This window comes from Ralstonia pickettii (assembly GCF_001699815.1).
Classification (GTDB): Bacteria; Pseudomonadota; Gammaproteobacteria; order Burkholderiales; family Burkholderiaceae; genus Ralstonia; species Ralstonia thomasii.
The window spans coordinates 37,209-58,720 of record NZ_MCGB01000097.1; the positions used below are offsets into that span (position 1 = coordinate 37,209).

The 21,512-nt window shown below is 60.1% G+C and carries 24 protein-coding genes; 15 read left to right on the forward strand and 9 right to left on the reverse strand.

Annotated elements, in window-relative coordinates:
* The first annotated feature begins 14 nt into the window (after positions 1-14).
* The 9 genes from BEK68_RS20990 to pilV all read left to right on the forward strand — a co-directional run bounded on the left by BEK68_RS20990 (position 15) and on the right by pilV (position 9,210).
* Positions 15-539 carry a toxin co-regulated pilus biosynthesis Q family protein gene (locus BEK68_RS20990; RefSeq protein WP_012435632.1) on the forward strand — a complete coding sequence of 175 codons (525 nt, stop codon included), beginning with the start codon at positions 15-17 and terminating at the stop codon, positions 537-539.
* Positions 536-2,227, forward strand: a complete 1,692-nt coding sequence (locus BEK68_RS20995; RefSeq protein ID WP_012435633.1) for a type II secretion system protein GspD — start codon at positions 536-538, stop codon at positions 2,225-2,227. Before BEK68_RS20990 ends, BEK68_RS20995 begins: the two co-directional genes overlap by 4 nt.
* A gap of 105 nt (positions 2,228-2,332) precedes the next feature.
* Positions 2,333-2,950: a type IV pilus biogenesis protein PilP gene (gene pilP / locus BEK68_RS21000; protein ID WP_225694717.1), complete on the forward strand. Its 618-nt coding sequence runs from the start codon at positions 2,333-2,335 to the stop codon at positions 2,948-2,950.
* A 1-nt stretch (position 2,951) separates the two neighbouring features.
* Positions 2,952-4,205, forward strand: a complete 1,254-nt coding sequence (gene pilO2, locus BEK68_RS21005) for a type 4b pilus protein PilO2 (protein WP_012435635.1) — start codon at positions 2,952-2,954, stop codon at positions 4,203-4,205.
* A gap of 1 nt (position 4,206) precedes the next feature.
* Positions 4,207-5,793: an ATPase, T2SS/T4P/T4SS family gene (locus BEK68_RS21010; RefSeq protein ID WP_012435636.1), complete on the forward strand. Its 1,587-nt coding sequence runs from the start codon at positions 4,207-4,209 to the stop codon at positions 5,791-5,793.
* Positions 5,790-6,863, forward strand: coding sequence for a type II secretion system F family protein (locus BEK68_RS21015; protein ID WP_012435637.1), 1,074 nt, complete (start codon positions 5,790-5,792; stop codon positions 6,861-6,863). The genes BEK68_RS21010 and BEK68_RS21015 overlap by 4 nt, the downstream gene beginning before the upstream one ends.
* 36 nt (positions 6,864-6,899) lie before the next feature.
* Positions 6,900-7,400 carry a type 4 pilus major pilin gene (locus BEK68_RS21020; RefSeq protein ID WP_012755741.1) on the forward strand — a complete coding sequence of 167 codons (501 nt, stop codon included), beginning with the start codon at positions 6,900-6,902 and terminating at the stop codon, positions 7,398-7,400.
* Between the two features lie 22 nt (positions 7,401-7,422).
* A complete protein-coding gene (locus BEK68_RS21025; protein WP_012435639.1) occupies positions 7,423-7,899 on the forward strand; it encodes a hypothetical protein in 477 nt (158 codons plus the stop codon).
* A 12-nt stretch (positions 7,900-7,911) separates the two neighbouring features.
* Positions 7,912-9,210, forward strand: coding sequence for a shufflon system plasmid conjugative transfer pilus tip adhesin PilV (pilV, locus tag BEK68_RS21030; protein ID WP_012435640.1), 1,299 nt, complete (start codon positions 7,912-7,914; stop codon positions 9,208-9,210).
* Positions 9,211-9,971: 761 nt separating this feature from the next.
* Here the strand turns inward: pilV and BEK68_RS21040 are convergent.
* The 6 genes from BEK68_RS21040 to BEK68_RS25850 all read right to left on the reverse strand — a co-directional run bounded on the left by BEK68_RS21040 (position 9,972) and on the right by BEK68_RS25850 (position 15,352).
* Positions 9,972-10,955 carry a CAP domain-containing protein gene (locus BEK68_RS21040; protein WP_012435642.1) on the reverse strand — a complete coding sequence of 328 codons (984 nt, stop codon included), beginning with the start codon at positions 10,953-10,955 and terminating at the stop codon, positions 9,972-9,974.
* A 148-nt stretch (positions 10,956-11,103) separates the two neighbouring features.
* Entirely contained in the window at positions 11,104-11,547 is a 444-nt protein-coding gene (locus tag BEK68_RS21045) for a hypothetical protein (protein WP_012435643.1), read from the reverse strand.
* A gap of 110 nt (positions 11,548-11,657) precedes the next feature.
* Positions 11,658-12,017, reverse strand: coding sequence for a hypothetical protein (locus tag BEK68_RS25195; protein ID WP_012435644.1), 360 nt, complete (start codon positions 12,015-12,017; stop codon positions 11,658-11,660).
* 146 nt (positions 12,018-12,163) lie between these two features.
* Positions 12,164-13,345: a FlhC family transcriptional regulator gene (locus BEK68_RS21050; RefSeq protein ID WP_012435645.1), complete on the reverse strand. Its 1,182-nt coding sequence runs from the start codon at positions 13,343-13,345 to the stop codon at positions 12,164-12,166.
* A gap of 50 nt (positions 13,346-13,395) precedes the next feature.
* The gene (locus BEK68_RS21055; protein WP_012755742.1) at positions 13,396-14,520 is read right to left on the reverse strand and encodes a hypothetical protein; all 1,125 of its coding nucleotides are present in this window, start codon (positions 14,518-14,520) and stop codon (positions 13,396-13,398) included.
* 652 nt (positions 14,521-15,172) lie between these two features.
* Complete coding sequence (locus tag BEK68_RS25850; protein ID WP_146049767.1) at positions 15,173-15,352, reverse strand: hypothetical protein; 180 nt, start codon at positions 15,350-15,352, stop codon at positions 15,173-15,175.
* Between BEK68_RS25850 and BEK68_RS21060 the strand changes: the two genes are divergently transcribed.
* The 6 genes from BEK68_RS21060 (at position 15,351) to BEK68_RS21085 (ending at position 19,140) form a co-directional block, all read left to right on the forward strand.
* Entirely contained in the window at positions 15,351-15,665 is a 315-nt protein-coding gene (locus BEK68_RS21060; protein ID WP_012435647.1) for a hypothetical protein, read from the forward strand. The genes BEK68_RS25850 and BEK68_RS21060 overlap by 2 nt on opposite strands.
* A 97-nt stretch (positions 15,666-15,762) precedes the next feature.
* Positions 15,763-16,191, forward strand: a complete 429-nt coding sequence (locus tag BEK68_RS21065; protein WP_012435648.1) for a hypothetical protein — start codon at positions 15,763-15,765, stop codon at positions 16,189-16,191.
* A gap of 8 nt (positions 16,192-16,199) precedes the next feature.
* The gene (locus BEK68_RS21070) at positions 16,200-16,967 is read left to right on the forward strand and encodes a hypothetical protein (RefSeq protein ID WP_012435649.1); all 768 of its coding nucleotides are present in this window, start codon (positions 16,200-16,202) and stop codon (positions 16,965-16,967) included.
* A gap of 17 nt (positions 16,968-16,984) precedes the next feature.
* The gene (locus BEK68_RS21075) at positions 16,985-17,518 is read left to right on the forward strand and encodes a single-stranded DNA-binding protein (protein WP_012435650.1); all 534 of its coding nucleotides are present in this window, start codon (positions 16,985-16,987) and stop codon (positions 17,516-17,518) included.
* A 237-nt stretch (positions 17,519-17,755) separates the two neighbouring features.
* The gene (locus tag BEK68_RS21080; RefSeq protein WP_012435651.1) at positions 17,756-18,832 is read left to right on the forward strand and encodes a primase-helicase zinc-binding domain-containing protein; all 1,077 of its coding nucleotides are present in this window, start codon (positions 17,756-17,758) and stop codon (positions 18,830-18,832) included.
* A gap of 101 nt (positions 18,833-18,933) precedes the next feature.
* Positions 18,934-19,140: a hypothetical protein gene (locus BEK68_RS21085; protein ID WP_225694718.1), complete on the forward strand. Its 207-nt coding sequence runs from the start codon at positions 18,934-18,936 to the stop codon at positions 19,138-19,140.
* An 81-nt stretch (positions 19,141-19,221) separates the two neighbouring features.
* On the opposite strand, the gene BEK68_RS25855 is transcribed toward BEK68_RS21085, so the two are convergent.
* The 3 genes from BEK68_RS25855 to BEK68_RS21095 all read right to left on the reverse strand — a co-directional run bounded on the left by BEK68_RS25855 (position 19,222) and on the right by BEK68_RS21095 (position 20,881).
* Positions 19,222-19,359, reverse strand: coding sequence for a hypothetical protein (locus BEK68_RS25855; protein WP_012435653.1), 138 nt, complete (start codon positions 19,357-19,359; stop codon positions 19,222-19,224).
* A 117-nt stretch (positions 19,360-19,476) separates the two neighbouring features.
* Positions 19,477-19,863, reverse strand: coding sequence for a hypothetical protein (locus BEK68_RS21090; protein WP_012435654.1), 387 nt, complete (start codon positions 19,861-19,863; stop codon positions 19,477-19,479).
* 19 nt (positions 19,864-19,882) lie between these two features.
* On the reverse strand, positions 19,883-20,881 hold the full coding sequence (locus BEK68_RS21095; RefSeq protein WP_012435655.1) for a PRTRC system protein D: 999 nt from the start codon (positions 20,879-20,881) through the stop codon (positions 19,883-19,885).
* Between the last annotated feature and the right edge of the window lie 631 nt (positions 20,882-21,512).

Below are 21,512 nucleotides of genomic sequence, written 5' to 3' on the forward strand. Positions count from 1 at the left end.
ATTGCGAGACCGTTATGAGAAGCCTTCTTTCCCACAAGCGCATGGCCGTCATCGCGATGGCTGCATGCACCTTCGTTTCCTCCGTCCACGCGGGGACCCGTACCCAGAGCGTTGACGGCGATGGTTGGCAGCCGCTTGGCAGCAGTGTTCGCAAAGCAAGCGTCGCTGGCCAAGCCAATCGCAACGGAGCCTCCGATCCCAACACGCTCGTCGCCGCGGCTTCCGCGTTGGCGAGTACCTCACCTGAACCAGCAGTGTCAGTCACGTCCGTTCCCTCAAATAGGCCGTTCGAACTCATCGCCGACGAGTCAGTAGAGCAGCAATTGCTTGAGTGGGCGAGGCGCGCGGGTTGGAAGGTCTTGTGGAGGGTGCAGGACGCATGGGTAGTGCCGGGCAATAAATCCTATGGCGATGACTTTGAATCTGCTGTGAAGCGCGTCACGGAAGACTTGGCAGCCAACGGAACAGACGTGCTCGGCGACAGCTGGCGCGGCAACCACACGATCGTTATCACCCAGAACGGAGCAGCTGAGCAATGAGGATCTTCTATCAACCGAAGCTGATCGCCGGTGCTGTGGCAACGGTCTTGAGTCTGTCGGGATGCGGTATCGCGGAGGTGCGCGGCATCCAGAAAGACGCGATGCGCGACACGCGCGCGCAGCTCGACGCTGCCCCGAGCAGCCGCCCGGTCTTCCAGATCCATGAGGGGGCATGGCTTCTTGGCGAGAAGGTCAAGGCGACCAAGCCGCAACCGGAACTCTTCAACAAGCCCGTGTCGTACAACGACGCACGGGACCGCATCAGTACGCTTGCCGACGTTGCCGACTGGATTGCTCGCACTTACAACGTACGGGTGGTCATCGATCCCTCGGTGAATGCACCGTTCCCCTCGGCGCAGTCCATTGTGACCACCGGCGCAACCGGCGCAGTCAAGGGGCCGCAACTACCCGCAGGGCTCGCCACGAGTCTTGCAGGCGCGCCCAACGCAACGTTGGCCGCCCCAGGTGGCATGCAGTCTGGGGCCGCAGCGATGCCGACGCAGTCACCGCTGCACTACGTTGGCGATTTCAAGGGTTTTATGCGGACGAACGAGCAGCGCTACAACGTCTACTCGCGCTTTCGCGACGGCACCCTCACGTTCTTCCGAGTCGAGACCCGGAACTTCACGTTGCCTGACATGGGAGCCTTCGCTTCCATGAGCGGGACGATCTCCAGTGACGGCAACCTGTCTTCCAGCTCGGGCGGCACGTCGGCTTCTACCACTAGCTCCACATCTGGCGGTTCAAGCGGTTCGGGCACCGGCGGACAAACAGCCAGCCAGTCGTTGGAAGTGAAACCGTGGAAACGCTTGGAGGAGATCGCCAAGCAAATTGCGGGGAATGGTGCGGAGGTCATCGCCGACCCGAATCTGGGGACTGTCACTGTCACCGGGACGCCGCCACAGTGTGATCGTGTTGAGGACTGGGTCCGTACTCTTGATGCCATGTTCGGTAAGCAGGTCGCCATCGACGTGCGCATCTACGAAGTCCGGCTCAATCAAGAGGACAACTACGGCTTGAATCTCTCGCTCGGGTACAAGAGCGGAAATGGGCACACCGGTGCCACGTTCACCGGGGTGGCGCCGCCAACGGTGTCGAGCAACGCGACACCCATGTCCGTCGGCGCGACGATTGTCGGCGGCAAGCTGGACGGTACCAAGGTGGCAGTGCAAGCGCTGTCGACGCTGGGCAACGTTACGCAGGTTGTGTCGCGTTCGGGAGTTACCCAAAACGGCAAGGTCATGGCAATGCAGTCTGCAACTTTGCAGGACTACATCCCGAGCTCGCAGACCACGTTGGCGTCGAACGTGGGTTCCACGTCTTCCATGCAAACCGCCCCTGACATCTCCGGCTTCACAAGCACGTTCACGCCAAAGGTTGTCAACGGCCGCATCTTGATCATGTTCGACATGACCCTGTCGAATCTGAACCCGCTACAAGAACAGACCCAGGGCAGCGGGGCCTCCTTGTCCAAGGTGCAGCTGCGAACCAAGCCACTGGCACGTTTCCAGCAGACCGTCGGCCTGAAGCCGGGCGAGTCGCTGGTACTTACCGGCTTGCGCGATCAAACGACCAGTACCACGAACAACGGCGTTGGCTCGCCCTACGTCCCAGTGACGGGCGGTGGGGTGGATGCCGCAAAGCGCGAAACGATGATTGCCGTCGTTATCACCGCACGGCTTCTTTGATACCTGGGGTTCATGATGAATCGACATTTCTTGTCTGCAGCGGTTGGACTTGCGCTGAGCGCCGGTGCAGGATTTGCAATTGCGCAGGGTGCCTCGGCGCCTCGCATGGAGAAGGCGATGCAGGCCGCTCAATCCATTCGTGATGCGCAGCCTTCGGCAACAACAACTCCGCCAACGACAACACCTGCGGCTCGTACCGCGCAAGTTGCAGAAACGTCTGTACGGCCAACCCAGGCTGCTCCATCACCCCAGGCGTCGATTCCTGTTGCGGCTGCGCCTTCGCCGAAGACCGAAGCCGCTCAGGCAGGTGCTGAGGCCGACGAACTCAGCATCCTGCAACGGCAAGCGGCAGTCCTGAAGGTCAAGGCTGAAATTGCGAAGTACCAGGCGGACATCAAAAGCTCGGAGTCGCGCGCGATGCAGGCTGCAACGAGCGTGACGCCTGGGCAGGCAGGGGAACCGGGAGTTGTTCCGTCGCTGGTCGTTCCCGGCAACGTTACGAAGCCACCGATTCCGCTACCTGCGGCCAAACATGGGAAACCGCGTCTGGTTCACATCGGGGGAGCTGACGGCGTCTACTCGGCTCTCATCGAAATCAACGGCATCACGATTTCGGATGCAGTGGCTGGCACTCAGCTCGGCGATGGCTGGCAAGTCATCGGCGTCGATGCGAAACAAGTCAGAGTGGGTCGCGGCAAGCAAGTTCTGAAGCTCGCGGTGTGACATGGCTCAAGTCCTCAACCTTCCAGGGATCAAGGGCACCTATGCCGTCGGCCTGACTTGGCGGCATGAGGATGCCAGGCCAAGCCGCGCGGCACTGCGCAAGAAGGCTCGTGATCTGCAAGCACGGTGGAGTGTCGTCCATCAGACGCGCACAGGGCACGTACAGGCCGGCTTTTGTGCGGGCCTCGAGGGCGCTGCCTCCAACTGGCGAACCAAGCCGCTTGCAGCCCTTGTCGCTGACTCACATCCTCAGCCTTGGTGCGGCTTCTATCGGATCAGCGCTGACCTGTATTGGTACATCGCGGTGCGCGACGGCCAGGAGGTTTTACCGGACGGGGACCGGACTGGCACGCTCGAAGAATTGGAGCAACTCCATGCGTTGCACAAAGCGTCCGGTGACTGGAACGTAGTCCGCGGGACCGAAGCCGAACTCGCAGACATCGTTCGCACTTCGCGATCGGTGAAGGGGCTGACCGATCTGGAGCCGGGGCCGCGACGCTACGTGCTACCGGTGGCCGGGGTGCTGACAGTGGCGGCATTGGCCGGCGTCGGCACGTGGTGGTATCAGCAACGGCAGGCTGAGGCACAGCGCGCTGCGGATCTCGCGCGACAACGTGCTGCACAGGCGATGCACGCGGCAAAGCAAGCCAAGCAACAAATTCCGCCATGGACACTTCAACCTGTGCCGTCTGCTGTTGTCGACGCATGTCGTTCGGCTTGGCACGGCAGGGCACTCGCCACGAAAGGTTGGTTGCTGACCGGCTGGAGCTGCCAGTTCGGTAGTCCCGTCACGGTCAACGTTGCCGCTCAATGGGAGCGCGACGGGGGTGTGGCTGAGGACGCGCCCGGCACGCTCCTCGACGATGGAAACCACTCTCGCTCGACGGAAGTTAAGCCCTATACGTTCACGATCCAACCAACAGGTATTGATGATTTTGAGGTTGCGAAGCGCATCGTTTGGAGCGTGTCGCACCGCAAAGCTTTCCAGTTGAAGCTGGCGGCGACGCAGCCCGCCGCGCTTCCTGGCGCGAATGGCCCCGATGCACCTGAACCGGCCCCGTGGATTGGGAATGCGGCCGATTTCACGCTTGCGATGGCTCCATGGTTCAGCGGTGCTTCTGCATTCGATCAAGTCCCAGGTTTGCGGCTGACCGAGGTCAGCGTCGACCTGCGAGATGGCCAGTGGCATGCGAAAGGGACGCTCTACGTTAACCGTTTTCCTGGGGCGACTGCTGCCCTCAAGGTGGGGAGCTGACATGGTGGCTTTGGTTGAGCGGTTCAGGGCATTCTCGCGCGTTGACGCGCATGTCGAGCCAATGCGGCTCCCGCCTGTTCCTGCCACGCTGATGCAACACGTCGTGTGGGCGGGGGTCGGCGAGAAGATTCAGGTCGATGGCCGCTATGCAGGTGGTTCGGCCTTTCTCACATGGTTGGCTGACCTCAAACGCCATGGTCTGGAGCCGGTTGTTGAATCTCTTGCCCCGCAGGAGCTGGCGCAAGCGCGCGAAAGCACGTCGGACGGGCAATCGGGCGACGCATACCTTGAGTTTCTGGAAATGTCGCGCCGGCGGCACGTCGAGGCTGCCGAACTGGGGGCGTCCGACCTTCACGTTCTGCAGCGAGAAGACCATGCTGAATTTCAGTTGCGCATTGACGGCGAGCTATGGACGGTGCCCGAGTGGGAACTGAACGCTGCGCAGGGGGAAGCTTTTGTGCGAGCAACTTGCGTCGGCCTCGCAACCGTCAAAGAGCCGACATTCAATCCGCTCGAGTTCCAGGAAGCGCAGATCAGCGGCAACAAGCTGCCTGAGACCGATATTGAAAGTGTTCGCATTACGCGCGGCCCAGCCTATCCGATCGAGGCCGGTGGTGGCGTCATGGTTAATCGCCTGCAACCGCGCAGGCACACGGCCACACTTCAGCGACGCGAGACGCCGGCGAGTCGTCTGCGACTGGTGAGACCGGAGGCGCCGGCCGGCAAAGTCGACTTTGAGCGGATGGGATTCACGACGCTGCAGCTCGCGATGTTCGAGCAGGTCGTCCTGATGCCGGATGGTCTGTTTATTCAGACGGGGCCGACGGGAAGTGGCAAGACCACGACCGGCTACGAAATGCTGCGCTACAAGGGGCAGATTTCGCCCGAGCTGCGGCAGATCACCCGTGAGCATCCGGTCGAGTACCCGCGTGAATGGGCAGTGCAACTGCTTTCGACGGGGCAGAACTCCTCATACCTCGTCGAACGCATGCTCCGGATGGACCCGGACATCATCGACATCGGCGAGATCCGCACAGGCAATGAAGGTGTTGCAGCAGTTCAGGCAGCGCAGACCGGGCACTTGGTCTTCGGCTCGCTCCACGTTCTTGATCCGTTCGAACTGATTGGTCGCCTGCAAATGCTCGACCACACGCTGCTTTCCAAGGAGTTGATGTGCAACCACAAAATCATCGCGGGTTTCATGGGGCAGCGGATGGTTCCCGTGCTGTGCACGGAGTGTCGGGAGCCATTGGCCAAACATCTCGACGCAATGCCGGGAATTCTGCTCGACCGCATCAAAACCTGGGGAAACATCGAACAGGTCCATGTGCGGGGAAAGGGATGTCCGCACTGCTTCGGCCGGCAAATCCGCGGGCGTGAGGCAGTTGCAGAGGTTGTCCTTAGCACCGAAGAGCTGATGGAAGACTTCCTCAGGGGGACGTCGTTGGCACGTCGAAATCACCGCCTGCGTGAGGGCTCCGACAAATCCATGCTCGGCAATGTCATGGAACGTGTGTTGGCCGGCAGGATCGATCCGCGCGACGCGCAGAAGAACGTGCCCATTGAGGCGTATCGCGAGGGCGTATGAATCTCCAGAAAGCTCTGCAGTGGCTGAAGGGCAATCCTCTGCCATGGAAGCTCCGAAAACGCCTCTATGAACGTGCGTCAACGCATCTGGCGAACGACGTAACGCTAGAGCGCGTGCTTACCCGGTTCGGGGCCGGCTTGCTACGACGGCGAAAACGTCGCGCTGCTGCTGCAATCGATGCCGTGACACAAGGCGTCCGCAACGGCCAGACGCTGGCGGCGGCAATGGACTCGTCGCTCACCAATCTTGAGCGAACCGTGCTCGACGCTGGTGATCGAGCGGGCAAGCTTCCCGAGGCAATGAAGCTCGTCATCGAGGTGCGCGAACTGGTGGATCGCATCTTTTGGAAGCTGATCCTCGGCTTCGCGCCGGCGCTTGTCTATGTCTACGCGCTCTACAAGGTACTCGGCTTTATCGGTGCCGACGTAGTGCCCGAGTTCGCAGGAATCTTGCCGGCCGAGAAGTGGACCGGATGGGCACGCGTCCTCTACCTGATGGGCGTGTTTGCACAAAGCGCGGCAATGCCTTTGGCGACGTACGGGCTGCTTACCTATGCGCTCTGGTGCGCATGGGCGTTACCGAACTGGGCTGGCCGTGGGAGGGCGTTCTTTGATCGATGGGTTTTTCCGTTCCCACTCTATCGGGAGATCGCAGGGTTCTCTTGGTTGCTGTCGTTTCTTGCTCTGCAGCGGGCGGGCATCCCTGAAGTGGAATCGCTGGCCGCACAGGTGCGCACGGCATCGCCATGGTTGGCGTCGCGGCTGCTCGCCATTTCATCCGGCACACGCAATGGCTTTGATCTTGCAACTTCCATGATGCGGACTGGGCACGACTTCCCTTCCGTGGATCTGATCGATGAGATCGGCGAGTACATGGGCAAAGCCGACTCGTCGGAAAAGCTGGCGAACGTGGCGCGAGAGAACGCGGCCTATGTCGAGCGAAAGGTGCTTGCGATCGGCGGTGGCATGGCGTTGACCCTGAGTCTTCTTGTGTACGCAGCCATGTTTGTCATGCAGTTTGGCTCAAACGCGCTTTCGTCGGCTCTCACGTCGTCGATGAGGCAGATGTAAATCGTTGGACGTGGTTTTACTTTAGGAGAGGGTGATATGGAACGGATCATTGGGGCGCTCGTGGCGATCGCGCTGGCAATCCTCGCAGTGGGCAACACGCTCAGCAACAGCGGGCAGGCGAAGTCGGATCAGAAGAGTGGTGGCGCGGCGACGGATATTGGCTACGTCATGACAAAGGCCCGAGCAGGGTTCGCGCAGAGCAATACCGGCTTTGCCAATTTTTCGAACGCGAACCTGGGCGGGCTTATTAACGGAGGCACCTTCCCTCCGACCATGGTCAAGAGCGGAGGCATTTTCGACAAGTGGGGCAATCCCATTACTTTGAGTTCGGCAAATAGTGGCACGAGCGGGGTGATCTCTTTTGGGGGTGGCGGGTCGCAAACAACTGACGAATGCACGTCCACCGTGACGAGTCTGTCAGGCTACGACTTGTTGACGGTTGGCGGTCAGAGTTTTACACGCAGCAACATGCCTGACACGTCGCAGGCCGGCGCTGTTTGCTCCGCGACCGCAACGATTGTCGTGACGTTCCACTGAGCCCCAGCGAGTCAGCGTTTCGATGGCATTCGCACTCCTTCCGCTCGCCGCAGTCATGCTGCTGTTCGGGCTTGGCATTCAAGCGTTCCAGCTCGCCGACAGTGTTCCTGGTGCCGGCCCCGCAGGCCAGATGGAGACGCGCTCGGTGGTGTCATCTCAGCAAGCTGCGATGTTTGGGACCGCATGTGTTAGCACAGCGATCGCGCAGCGTGGCGCAATCAGTCCAAACATGACCGTGACGCTACCGGCAGGTGTGTTGCTGCCTGCTGGTGCTGTTTGTATGACGACGGCGAATGGTAGCGGTCGCAACGTCTACGGGTACCTGCCAGCGGCACCTGGTGCAGCGGGAAAGTTACTCGCCGATGCGCAGGGCGGCAACAATTGGTTCGTCATCCGGGCCGCAGGTGTGGCGGTGAGTTTGGCGGGCGGAAACACCATGTCAGTACCCACGACCATCCCCGTTAGCTCACTCCTCAATTGGGTTCAGACGTCTTCCTGAAGGCGACGCGCAATGGATGCAATTCTCGGTTACATGATCGCCATCGCCCTGTCGTTGCTGAGCGTGGGGCAGTTCTACCAGTGGCAGGCGTCGGGCATGACAAACGTGCAGACTGCGGCCGCGGCAAGCCAGCAGGTGATCTACAACAAGGCCGCGGCTCAGTACGTTCAAGACAACGGGACATCGATCGCGGCGATTGCAACGCCTACCGTGCCGGTGACCATCACCACCGCAATGCTGATCAGCAGCGGTTACTTGCCGAACGGCTTTTCGACCACGAATGTTTTCGGACAGACATGGCAACTTCAGGTCCTGCAGCCCACCGCGGGGACGTTGCAGTCGGTCGTGCAATCGGTTGGCGGGAGGGCAATCGCGGACACTGTCCAGCTTGTTCAGATTGCCGCCCAAGCAGGGGCGCAGGGCGGATTCGTCCCCTATGCCGGCCAGAATGGTGACGCAACCATGACCCCCGCAAATGCTTACGGCGCATACGGGGCATGGAAGCTTCCGTTGACCAATTTCACCAATCCAGGCAGCGGTCACCTGGTGTCACTGCTTGCGTTCACAGGCGTGAGTGCGAACAACAGCTATCTGTACCGCGTTCAGGTTCCTGGCCATCCCGAGCTGAACAACATGCAGACCGACCTTGGTATGACCGATCAAGGGGGGGCGCTGCACAACATCAGTGGCGCACAGCAGATCAGCTCACAAAGCTTGCAGGCTCTTTCCGGTGGTTCGCTTGCCGTGCCATCGATCACGACCGCAAACGGCAAAGTAGTCACTTGGGAGCAGGTGGGCGAGGGCGGTGTGCTAGGCCTGAAAGGATCGAACGGTACATCGATCTACCTTGAGAGCTTGAATGGCACGTTCCGTATCGTCAACAACCCTTGGACACAGTCCATATTCTCGGTCGACCAGTCCGGCGATGTGGTCGCGGCGGGAACGCAGAGGCTGGGTAACGTTGCTTCGCCCAACACGGCGTGTGCCCAAAACGGAACACAGGCAGGCAATGCTGATGGCTCTGGCCAGCAATTAGTTTGTCTGTACAACGTGTGGAAACCAATTGGCGGGAGCTTGCAGCGCTTCGGGTATTACACCGCGCAACATGGTTCTGGAATTCCGAGGCCGACTTGTCCGGCGGGCGGAACCCCGATGATCGTTGTGACCCCGGCGAACTTTGCGGTCGATCCGACGACGGTCGTCAACTATGGAGCGTGGGGATCAGGCCCGTGGACTGTCTACATCATGGATGGATCAAATGCCGGCATCGGTGGCGCGACTGCCACTGTTGGGACCTATTGCGGATACTAATGGAGTCGTGAAATGAGGATGCTACTTAGGGTCTTGTCGGTGATTGTGCTTCTGGCGGGATCCAGACTTGCAATGGCGAACCCTGTGCTTTGTTCACCGGGATACCAAGACTCGACTTGCCCGAGCCCTATCGCAAGGGGCCCAGTCCCGGCACCGCAGTGTTCGTCTGGCGCTGGATGGACGACGACTTCAAGTCCCGTTTGGAAGGGTTCCTATTGGAGTGCGCCTGGCTGCAACTATCAGCCACCGCCTTCGTGTCCTTCGGGCTACTACGCTGCCAGTGGCCCTTCTTGGAATGGATCGAGCTGGGTAGGCCTGAACTGTCAGCCGACGGCACCTCCGCCCCCGCCGCCGCCTGCAGGTCACGTGTTGGTGGCAACGTATACAACCAACAGCTGTGGCAACCTTGGGCCCTTTAATGGATACGCAGACGGAACGTATGACGCCAGCAACTCCGATTGGGGAGGGCAGACTTTCTCTGGTACTTGGGACCAGATGTATTACAACGGGGTAGCGTATATGAACTCGAACTATGCTCGTTACATTGCTCCAGCTTACATCTCCCAGCCTTCGGACCCAGCGACGGCTACACAATATTTGTCGCGAGTGTTCTTTGTCTACAACCCGTGGGCATGCGGCGGCGGTGTTGGCTAAAGCAAAATGGCGTTTGTCCTGACCGCAGGCAAGTTATTGAGAGATCGGCGACACAAAGAAAAAGCCCCACGGTGACTGTGGGGCTTTCTTTTTGATGGCTAGACTGTTTAGCCCACCACGTTGCCGGTCGTGAATGTGAAGCTGCGCGTGAACGGCGTGCCGTTGATCGTACCGGACAGGTTCACCGTGTACGGCGTGTTCGGTTGCAGCGGTGCGGTCGGGTAGGCGACGGCTTCGAACGCGGGGACCAACTTGTTCGGATCAGTTGACGAGTTGAGCAGTTGCAACGTCACCGTGTGCGAGGCGTTGTCGGTCATCGTGCCGGAAGTCAGCACAACGGTGTCGCTCGGGTTGGCCGCAACCGCGACAGGAATGCCCCACGAACCGCTGGTGTTCGGCGGCGCCGGCGTTTCACCGTTCGACGAGTAGGCCACACCGGTGGTGCCTTGGCACGGGAAGGTCAAGGGCATGTTGCCCGGCATCGTCTTAGGCGCATCGAAGCTCATCGAGGCGCGCACGTCGGGGAAACCGTTGAACAGCGTCTTGGAGACGCCGATGCCAACAATGCTCGACGGCCACACGCCCGCAGCGATGTGGTAGACGCCGGACAGCCAGCCGATAATGTGTTGCTGACCGTATTGGGCGTCGGTCAATGTCGCATTGGTGTAGTAGCCCCCGCTCACGCCGCCGACGTACTGATTGGGGAAGCCAGCCGCCACCGCGCGATCCTGATAGGTGACACCGGTGAAGCCAGTTTTGCCCGCCGTCTCGCTATCCGCAACTACGCCATTCGTGCTCATGTAGGCAGCGTGTGCTTGGGCGGCAGTGTCCAGCACAGTGTTTTCGGACAGTGCCGGAAAGCCACACTGCGTACGGTACTGGTTCAGCGTGTTGAACGCTGCCAGTTGTGCGCTCGTGCTGCCGTACTGCGGTGTCGTCTGGGTGCCGGTGACAGTCTGTGCCGGCGGAGTCGTAGTGCCGCCGGTCGAACCGCCAGTCGTGGACGTGCCACCGTCACCGCCACCGCCGCATGCGGTCAGTGCGAGAGTCGATGCAGCAGCAATTGCGAGGAGAGAGAGTTTGTTCGTCATTGATTTTCTCCGGTGATTTTGAGGTCGGTGATCGATATGCGACCACTTGATTTAATCGTAGCGTGCGGCTCAAGAAGTCAAGGATGCACTCCAGGTACTTCAGATGCCGCGCTCAACGTGTGCGGGGGCGGTCGGCAGCAACGCGTTGCTACTTGACCTTGTGCAGTTCCACGGGCCCGAGCATCGAAACGAGCAGATACCCCGTCGTCGTTGGGAAGTCCTTGTTGCTCCAGTTCGAAGGGACATGGACGAGCGCAAAGTCCTTCGTGGATATCCCGCTGACTGATTCACTAACGGCGCGGCCGAAGAGCGCTTGAGCTTGCTCTTTGGTCAGATCATTGACCGGGCCCTGGATGGCTCGCCAATTGCCGTTGTGGAACTCCTGAACGGCGAGTTTGCCGTCTGCCTTCTCGATCCGAAGCGTTGGCTCGAGCCCGTTCTTTCCCTGGACGGAGTATTCGCCGACGATGTCGCTCGTCGACGAGCCACATGCCGTGATGATGGCGGTGGCGGCGATGGCCAGCAGGAGCTTTGCCTTCTTGCGCACGGTTGCGGTAAACGCCGGGATGTCGAACTTGCAGAATGTGGTCATGTGATTGTGGGCTGTGAGTTGTGTCGGCTGGGGCCGTCGTGCTGATCGTGGTGAATGCATTATGGGTAAGCGCGCTTTCTCGCTTGCCGGTGCCGAAGAGTTGCGCGCTCCTAGCACCCCTCTGCCGAGAAATAGAGCGTCTTGCCGCAGGTCTTGCAAAAATGGGCGCGTGTGCCGGGCGCACGTCGAAGCGCGTGCACGCTGAGATGCTTGGACGAGCAGCGATCACACGTGATCGTGCCAGCGTCAGATACCAACCCCGGATGCTTCTTTCGATACCAGAAAAACGTATGTGTTCGAAACCGGTAGAGCCGGTACCAGCGCGGTGCGAAGAAGATCATGAGCGCGAGACCGAGGACCAGCGCAGGAGCGGTGCCGGCGTGCGATTTCCCGACTAGGGACGCGCCAGTCAGTGCGGTACCAAACAGCGATGCGGTACCAGAAACGAAGCGGGAAGCAAGATGGCGCATATCGTTGTCCTTTGTGGATGGGGAGGCACCCGCCGCCAGTCGTGACGCCGCGGCAGAGGCTTCTACGTCTTGAGCGTACGCCGAGAGAATCAGAGTCAAGCTCGGGCGGCATCGCCAGCCCATCCACCATTCGGGGCCCGATCCAGCTATGCGAGTTGTTTGCGCGGTTTGCCCTTGCGTGGCGCCGTCAACGCACCTGTGCATGACGGGCAATAGAAGGACGCCGCCAGTTCGATTTTTGGCGTGGTATTGCACGTCAGATAGTGCGTGGAACAGGTGCGGCAACTGGACATGGACAAATCGCTGCCGGTGGACACTGATCGGGCCAAATGGAACGCCCGGTCCGGGGTCAGCCGCGCGGCATCGCCGAACAGACGCCCGACGGTGTCGAGTGCGGTGATGAACGCCTCTGGCTCGTTCGCACGTGCGGCAAGGGCGCTCCAGTACAGCCAAATCAGCGTCGTCGACTGAATGCGGCTCGACACCGACTCCACGTACCAGGATGACGAGGAGGGCATCAGGCCGCAGGGAGACGATTCGCCGTGGATTTGTCGATAGAGAGCGCGCGCCGTAGCCGCGGTGCCAGGGAACATCGAGGCCACGCTGGATGCGCGGCAACGCAGGCCAATGAGCGCCTCGGTATAGCGTTCCATCTGCGCGCGGCCGACGCGGAAATTTCCCCAGCGTTCACGTTGCAGGGGCCGCGGGGCACGTGAGTCGCCGGCGTTCATCACGTGGTGGCAGATCGTCTCTTCCGAGATGAGGTTGGCCGAATACTCAAGCCAGAACATCGGATTCTCAAAACGCCAACGGAACATCGGGAAGTTGGCGCCGAAGATGGCAAGCTCCAGCTCGTGCTGAGACACGGTCACGAGATAGTCAGCCAGGTCTTGCGGCATGCCCAGCAGTTGAGCGGCAACGGGCGTGGAGTGGAGTAGGTCGACTACCATCCAGACGTAATCCTTGTTCTGGTGGAACAAGCTCATCTTCAGGCTGGGATCAAGGTTGCCGAATTCCGCCTTCACCTTGTCAATGGCCAGGGTTGGTGTCGTCTTCTTGATGAGGCTGCGCCAATCTTCGACGTTCTTGAACATCGGTGTCACGACCAGGAACGGTGTTCCCATCAACTGCCGCTGCCCTGCAGCGTTCTGCGCGAGCATGGCCAGCTCTTCCGGCCGCACTCCAAATACTGGCGCCACTTCCCGGTGCCGAAGCATGCAGGTGCCCATGAAATCCGCAAGCTGGTAGTTGATGGAACGGATCCGGTCGGTAATCCGGTCGGGAAGGATGAGCGAGTCTTTGGCAGAAAGAGCAGTCGAACGAGTCATGGCGAGAGAGTCAGTTGTTGTTTTTGGGACCGGCGCTTGAATCAGGCGGTTTACGTGCGTGTCCGGCGGGACACGCGGTTTGTGGTCTCGGTGGTCGCGAGCGCAGCGTTCACTTCACCGAGGAATTTGGTCAGGACGCCAGCGAGGCCTTCGAGAATGGGACGGCATTCGGCCGATGCGTTGGCAAAGATGGCCGTGAGTTGCGCAGACTGGTATTTGTGTGCGACGGATTCGATGTCGGCAACCAGCGTGATCATCTTCGCTCTGGCGTCAGCAGACGAGTTGATGTCGTCCTGCTGTTGTGCGATTTCCAGGTTGAGTCGATCAAGCTCGTCCTGCTTGCGCTTAACGTCCTCATTGGCCGCTTCGAGGCGACGGTTGGCTTCTTGGAGCGCATCGTCCAGGGTCTGGAGTCCTGGCGGCAGAACGTGCACTTCGACTGTCTCTTTCACAGCCGCCGGTTGGCCGCTCTCTGCCCTTGCTGCTAGCGCGTTGCGTTCGCGCGTGAGACGGTCGATCTCTTGCTGTAGCGTGCTGACGGTCGAAGAGCTGCGGGTGACCTGGAGTTGTGCTTCGTCCATGGCACGCTGCCGATTGGCCACCTCCTCCTGGGACACCGTGAGTTGGGCAGCCAGAGTTCGAATCTGTGCTTCAAGATCGCGGTTGTTGTTCAGGTTTTCGTTCAGCTCTTCCTGCGTGACTTGGAGCTGCAGGCCGGTATTGGTCAGATCCTCTTCTGTCTTCCGAAGCTTCTCGATGATCGGCCGGATGTCCTCGCGTTTAAAGCTATCCGTCTTCAACTTGTGCTCGATGACCTTGTCGACTTCGTCATCGGTGATGTCCTTGCGGGCCAAGATCTTCATCTCACCCAAGGTCAGGTTGGTGATGGCCCGGCTGTTGTTCGCAAACTTCCTGTAGATGTTGATGTAGAGAGCCACGCGTGAATCGGTCATCCGAAGGACGGTGCTTGCGTAGCTGGACAGCATGGCACTCCCGCGCTTCCTGGCCACGGTCTCATCACCGAGGGTGCGCGTGAGGCTCCCCATGATGATGCCGTCAATGTGGACCAGCCGTGCCCCAATTGCGATGAACTCGGCCACGACACGGTTTTGCGACTGCCAGATTTCCTCGGTCGCCTGTGCGATTCGGCCAATCGACGATTCGTCCAGGTCCATGAACTGGGTCCTCGCGAATGTCATGGCGGAGACAGAACCGTCGTCCGTGATCGTTTGCGCAAGCTGGAAGTCCGTATGAGTCATGTCGATGTAAGCCAGTGGAGTGTTCTCGTGACCGGAGCCAGATGTGCTCAGGCGCCAAACGGGCGGTGCGATGCGGATGGTTACCGCGAATGCACCTCCTCTTCGAGCCATCGTAAGGCGGTCAGGGAGAAGTCAAGTGAACGCGTGGCCTGCGATGTGCGAGAGCAAAATCGAAGGTCATCGGTTGGGGCGGGTCGGAAAGCGGCTACATACGAACGGCCTATTACGAATTGCTAAAGGAAGACGCGACTCTATCGTTGTATCGTTCGCCGAATCGCAATACTTAACCCCAATGAGGTGGGGTGTGGGTGCAGTATTTGGAGGGGTGCGTGAATTAAATGAAGCTAATATCAGTCGTCAAAGCGAATTAAGATTTTCTGAATGCATCTTCAAATGCCCCACAAAAGGGGGGCATCCGATGGCATGAGCGTCGCGTCATCCACTGCCTTGCAGCGGATAGGCTCGCGCGTGCGAGCTTGCGCGGATCCACTGCATCCGCTAAAGTTCGTGACATCTCCGCGTCGTTGACGCATCGAACTTGCGCTTGATGGAGCAACTCCATCTGGCTTCACAGCCGCTCAGCGCCATTCTCCCTTTCTGATTTGTCCCGGCTCAGCTTGTTTGCCTGACGCTCGCGCGTGAGGCAAGCACGTTGTTGCTTGCGGGATTCCTTGCTCATCCGAGCATCGAATGATCGCCTGGCAGCCGCCAGGAAATCCCTTGCCGCGTTTTCTGGAGAGAGAACCATGGAATCCCTGCTCAAGTTCGTCAATACCCCCTTTCGTCTGTTCTGCACGATGCTGGTGCTGTACATGGCCGCGCATTCGCATGCCATCGCCGTTGTCGTAGGCATCGTGTTCCTCTCGGTCATCTGGCATAGCCTGAAGAGCGAGAAGGCTGCACCGATCCCTGCTGCACCCGTCATCATCCCGCCGAAGCCTGCACAAGCCGAGGCGGACAAGGCCGCTCCCGCGGTGCGCCCGGCTGCCAACACGGCACGCTATGCGAAGTCCGCGGTTGTCACGCCCATGCTTCGCCCCAAGGCCGCCACGCGCCCTTGACCTCAGGCCTTCCCTTGGAAGGCGCCTTTAACCCCCTGTTGGTGGGAGTCTTCTCCCGCCAGCAGGTGGGGGGAGGCTGCCCCATGGAGAAGTCACCATGAATACCAATGCAGTCGCGTGGCAACTCGATTTCTTCGGGGATGCTGCTGCCGTAACCCCCACGCAACACAAGCAAGACCCTCTCCCGGATCCGGCCTACTGGTCCGACTCGGTCAAGGAGAAGATGGTCGACGCTCTCATCAGCCTCGCATGCGACAGCCGCCGAGGCGACAACATGCCCGAGTCCCTTATCGACTGCGCCGACATGCTTCGCGCGCGGATGCGCGGAACCCTCTATGACTTGGAGGATTACCGCATGACGCTCGGCTGGATCTTTCACTACTGGGACGGTGCGCTGCCGTACCTGTACGTGTGCGCAGTGACCGGGGTGAACCCCGAAGTCCTGCAGGACGTCATCCTGAACCAGCCTAGGCTGAAGAAGGATCTCGACGAACTGAGGCATTCGTTCTGCGGCACGCTGTTGTAGGAGGCCGCATGACGTTCCTCGAATCGCTCGTGAAGGTGCTCCTTCCCAAAGCCGACAACCCTCAGCGTCACGCAGACGCCGAACCCATCAAGGTTGGTGCTGGCGGCAACAACGAAACACAGATGACCATCAGCGGTGAGCCGCACCTGTTTCGCGATGAAGGTGATCGAGTCGCGCATTTCGTTGCGCTCTTCGAGAGCCGTCTCACCGAGACCCCGTTCGGTCCCAAGCTGCTGCCTGCCTTAATCCCCCATTGGTCTCTCAAAGCAGTCCACGAGGGCTTGAAGGTGACGGAGGTGGTGGCACAGGTCATTCAGGGCGGCGTCCAGCCTTCCTCAGTCAAGCAGGAGCCGACTCGCAGTGCGGCTGCCCCTAGACGGGCAGTGCCCGAAACGACGGAGGAAGCACCGGTTGAGGCCGATGCGCAGGCCCGCCGCGCACGTGCCCCTGAAGCGCGCTCGCGTGCCACCTATCACGGTCGCATCAAGTCGTGGGGCGAAGAGCGGTTCCCTGATCGCAAACGTCCCGGTAAGTCCTACAAGAATTTTGCGTTGAAGCTCGAAATGGCCTCAGGCATGGAGACGCTGCAGGGCGAAGGCCTGAAGGACGCAATCTCGGAGGCGGGCTGCAAGCTCGGCGACGCAGTTGAGGTCAAACGCCTTCGCAAGATCAAGGTCCCGGCCTTCGATGAAAAGAGTGGTGACCCCGTTCTCGATGAGAACGGCAACCAAAAGGTTCATGACAAGTGGCTGTGGTCCATCTCCGTAGCCCATTAACCAAAAGGTAATTCCGTATGGCTTCAGTCAACAAGGTCATCATCGTGGGCAACCTCGGTGCTGATCCGGAAACACGTTACATGCCCAGTGGCGACGCGGTCACCAACATCCGCGTGGCAACCACCGATCGCTTTAAGGACAAGGGTAGCGGTGAGATGCGCGAAGCCACCGAATGGCATCGCATCGCGTTCTTCGGTCGCTTGGCGGAAATCGCTGGCGAGTATCTGAAGAAGGGATCGTCGGTCTACATCGAGGGTCGTCTGAAAACCCGTCAATGGGAGAAAGACGGCCAGAAGCAATACAGCACCGAGATTGTCGCGGAGCAGATGCAGATGCTTGGCGGCCGACAGGGCGCCGGTGGTGAAAGTGAAGGCGGTGGTGGTTACTCGCGCGGTGGCGATGATACTAGCGGTGGCCATGGCGGTAGCCGCAGCCAGGCTGGAGGAATGAGCCGCAGCGCAGGCGGCAGTGGCCAGGGCAGTAGTGCACGTCGTCAACCCGCGCCGTCCAACGGCTTCGAGGATTTTGACGACCCGGACATCCCGTTCTAGTCCTGATCGACAGGGCTCATTTGTAGTTCTTCTCAAGCGCCTCTGGGCTTCCACGAAAGTGGAACCTGGAGGGGCAACTTCCTCTCCTGCGCCGGCGGTCGCTTGGCGCATCCCCCTTCGAATCTCACCCCCAAGACGTCGTGCTGAAAAGACGGTCTGCCCGTGCGGGCCGTCCTTTGAGCAAGCGTTCCCTCGCCTGTCTCAGGCATCGACCAACACTCCACCTGGAGTCATCCCATGAAGAAACTGAGTGAAATAGTGCAAAACTGGACGCCCACTCAATGGGATGCTCTGGTGAACCAATACCTGCCGGCGGCTTTCCTCACGGAGAGCTTCTGGAAGGGTAGGCCTGGCCCGTGCCCGATCTGTGGTGGGCACGATCGATTTACCTACGACAACAAACGTGGTCGCGGCGATTGGGTCTGCCGCAAATGCAACGCTGGTAGCCCCAAAGCCGGAGACGGCATTGAGCTCGTGTGTCGCGCGACTGGTATGTCGTATCACGAATTGACCTGCAGATTGAACGGCGAACCCGTTCATCCAATCGGTCCCTTGGTCAATCGGCCGGTCGCCTGTCGGCAAAAGAAGTCAGCCGATCCCGTCTGGAAGAAGCGCCGCATCCATAAGCAGTGGGATGAAGCAGTGTCTCTCACGCCAGGCGACCACGTGATGCACTACTTGGCCGCACGGGTTCCGGGGCTCCGGGCGCCGCGTCCGCAATCGTTGCGGGTTGCGATGCAGGACTACCTGTTTGAGGACGAGGTGATCGGCCGTTATCTAACCATCATCGCCAAATTCACCTTGCCCGATGGCCAGATGGCGACCGTGCATCGAACCTCGTTGGACCCCGTCAAGCCGATGAAGGCGACCATCATCAGCAAGGACGGGGAGGTATTGCCCGCCAAGCGCAATGACGTGTCGGCGTTGCCGCTCGCCGGCGGCGCGGTGCGGCTGATGACGCCTCGTAACGGTGAGATCGGGATCGCGGAAGGGCTGGAGACTTCCTACGCTGCCTACATGCTCTTCGGTGTGCCGATGTGGTATTGCCTCAATCGCGTGCTGGTCAGCCAGTTCGTTGTGCCAGAAGGTCTTGGCATCCACACCGTGCACATCTTTGCCGACTTTGATGCAGTGGATCCAAAGACGGGAAAGTCGCCGGGAATGTCCGATGCCTTGACGCTCGCCAAGCGCTTGCGTGCGGAAGGCTTCACGGTTGTCATCCATCGGCCGAAGCTGCGCGGTACAGATTTCTGTGACGAGTGGTGTGCTGAATATCAGTCGCGCGCTGTGCATCACGAGGCGGTTGCCGCCTAAGTTCGTTGCCGCCTTCGGGTGGCATTTTCTCTTTACTTCTGCCCTGTGGGTTCGTCCCACAGGGCGAATTCCCTGGGCGCATTCTGGAGTTCGCTATGCCCATGAAGGGATTCATTCAAGTGGTCGGAAAACTGCAGATCCACGCGATGCGCATTGTCGATTCGCTGGAGGTTCCAGCGGGCAAGTCTGATGCGCAGTGCTACCACGTCTTTCGCCGCAGCGACGGCGGCAGCATGGAGTTCGTTGGCAAGGACAGCGATCTCGATTTCGTCGAGACGTTCTGTCTGCAACGTGCATCGCTGCACTGATTGAAGTACCCAACCCTAACGAAAAACGCCCGGCACTGCCGGGCGTTTTTTTTCGCCTTCGATTCGTGATTCGCCGGGCCGTTACTCGTGGCCGACGGGCCGCTGGGCAAACCGGCCGAGCACGACGCGCGCGGCTTCCAGAATTGCCATGCCGGTGCCGGCGATCAACCAGAATTTGGCGGTATTGACGTAGTTGAGGTGAGCGAAGAAGTCAGCCATTTCAATGCCTCCTGAAGGGTGTGAGGTTACACGAACGCGGTTGCCTTTGACCGCTTGATGTCTTCAGGATACCCGGGCTGTCGCCATGTCAACCTTTGGCGCCGCTACGCTGCAGGGTTAGTTTGGAAAGAATCGCGCCATGGCTTCACCGAGGTGCTCGGCCATCGCCGTTGGCAGTCCATCAGGCGAAGGCGAGTCGGACTCGGACAAGGCGGCCGGATCGAAAGCGGGGGCGGGCGAAGGATTTGGCCGTGCCACAGACTCCGCGAGAGCGAACGGCGCTGGTGCTGCAGACACGAGTGTGGCGACAGCCGGTGCAATGGCCTGTGCCGGCACCAGATTTGTCTGCACCGCTTGCCTAGCCAGGAACGCGGTGTAGCCGAGTTCTGCCATGTGCCGCAGCGCGTGCGCGCGTTGTTTGGAATCCAGGATGCCGGCCAGATAGGGGAAGAGAGTCGGCGCGGTGACGGGCGTCAGCGTGACCTTGATCGAGAGCTTGTCCATGGTGGAATGGCGCCCCCGATTACTTCTGCTTCACCGGGCGCGTGCTACCAATGTCGTAGAAGCCGCTCACATTAGCGAAGCACGGGGAGGAAAGGGCATGGATGGGGGTGCGCGGGAACGCGGCACGAATGGCAGGCACATAGAGTGCGCTGCCGCCGCCGGCGAGGATGATCGCGCGGATGTCTTCGGTTCGGCCGACGCGGGTCTGGATTTCCTTGACGGCGAGCTGGCAGACGCTGCGCGCTTTTTCCAGATACGGCGTGAGATCGATCTCCTTGTCGAAGAACAGCATCGGCTTTTTGTCGCGCAGGCACTTGTCGATGCGCTCAATGCCGGTGACAGGCTCACCCTCGTCCTGCTCAATCAGCGATGCGATCTGCTGATAGATCTTGGACGAGCCGCCCGGTACGCCGCCGCTGCGATTGTCGTCCATCGTGAAGCCCTGGGCGACCACCCAATCGGTGGTGAAGTAGCCGACATCGATGACCAGGTGCGCGTTGTCGGCATCGAACTTGGTGTTCTGTTGGCGCATAAACGTCACCAGCGCGCCGAGCGGTTGCGGCAAGCAGATGACCGATCCGATCTCAACGGGTTCGCCCCCGAAATCAAGCGTTCCTGTGAAGCGATCGCGCAAGTAGGAAGCGTATTTCTGGGTCGTGTGAACGGGCAGGCCTAGGATCAGTTGGCCCACCTCCGATACCTGGGCGAGGCGCAGGGCGCCACCCAGCAGCGCGGCGTACTCGTCTTTGGTCACAAAGTCCTCCGACAGCGTGCGGCCGGTCTGACCATATGCCGAGGAGAGCGACACACCGGGGCCGACTTCGTATTCCACGCCGTCAATGGCAATGGTGATTACGTCGCGCGCTTTGAAGAAGCCGTTCCCGTGGTTGGCAAGCGCGCGTGGCGCGGCTTGCGGCGCGAGGGACGGGAACATGTTCAGCTTGGTCTCGGAGCCCATCGGGAACGCGAACTTGGTGTTTCCGTATCCGACGTCGACGGCAACGGTGGCGGCTTTCATGGTGCAGACCTTGTGTTGGGGCGGAGCAGCTTCCGCCGGGGCAGTGGAATGACGCGTGAGGGCGACATGACACGTAGCTCCCCCTTGCGGGAGACGTAGATGTCACGACGAGCTGGGCGAGATTGGTCAGCCTCTGCTAGTGACACGTAGCTGCACCGTGCGGTGCACGTGAGTGTCACGTGGTTCAGCGCATAACCGATCGGTGCCCGCCGGTGACACGTAGCTTCCCCTTACGGGGTATGTACGTGTCACGTCGCCTTACGTTGGGACTGTACGAGGCTGCGCCGGCTGTTTGATGGAAGAAAGCCCGTCAATCTTGCGTAGCTTTCGTGCGGCGCAATTCACTGGGCTGCCCTATCCTTGAGTCACCACACGCGTCCCCCGACGCATCGATAGCTCCGCGAAGACCGCGGAAACTCAGGGTGAGCCGGCGACCAAGAGGTTGTTGGGCACCAATGTTCGTGCCGGATAGTCATCCGGCATTTTTTTCAAGCAAATCAAGTGGATGGGGCCGGAGAGTGAGGCCACCGGACACCGCGATACCAAAACGATCAGCGCGCTGGCTGTGAAGCTAGACCGCAGTGCGTACAAATCCGAAGCCGAACACCGAACAGTGTTTGTGGATGGAACG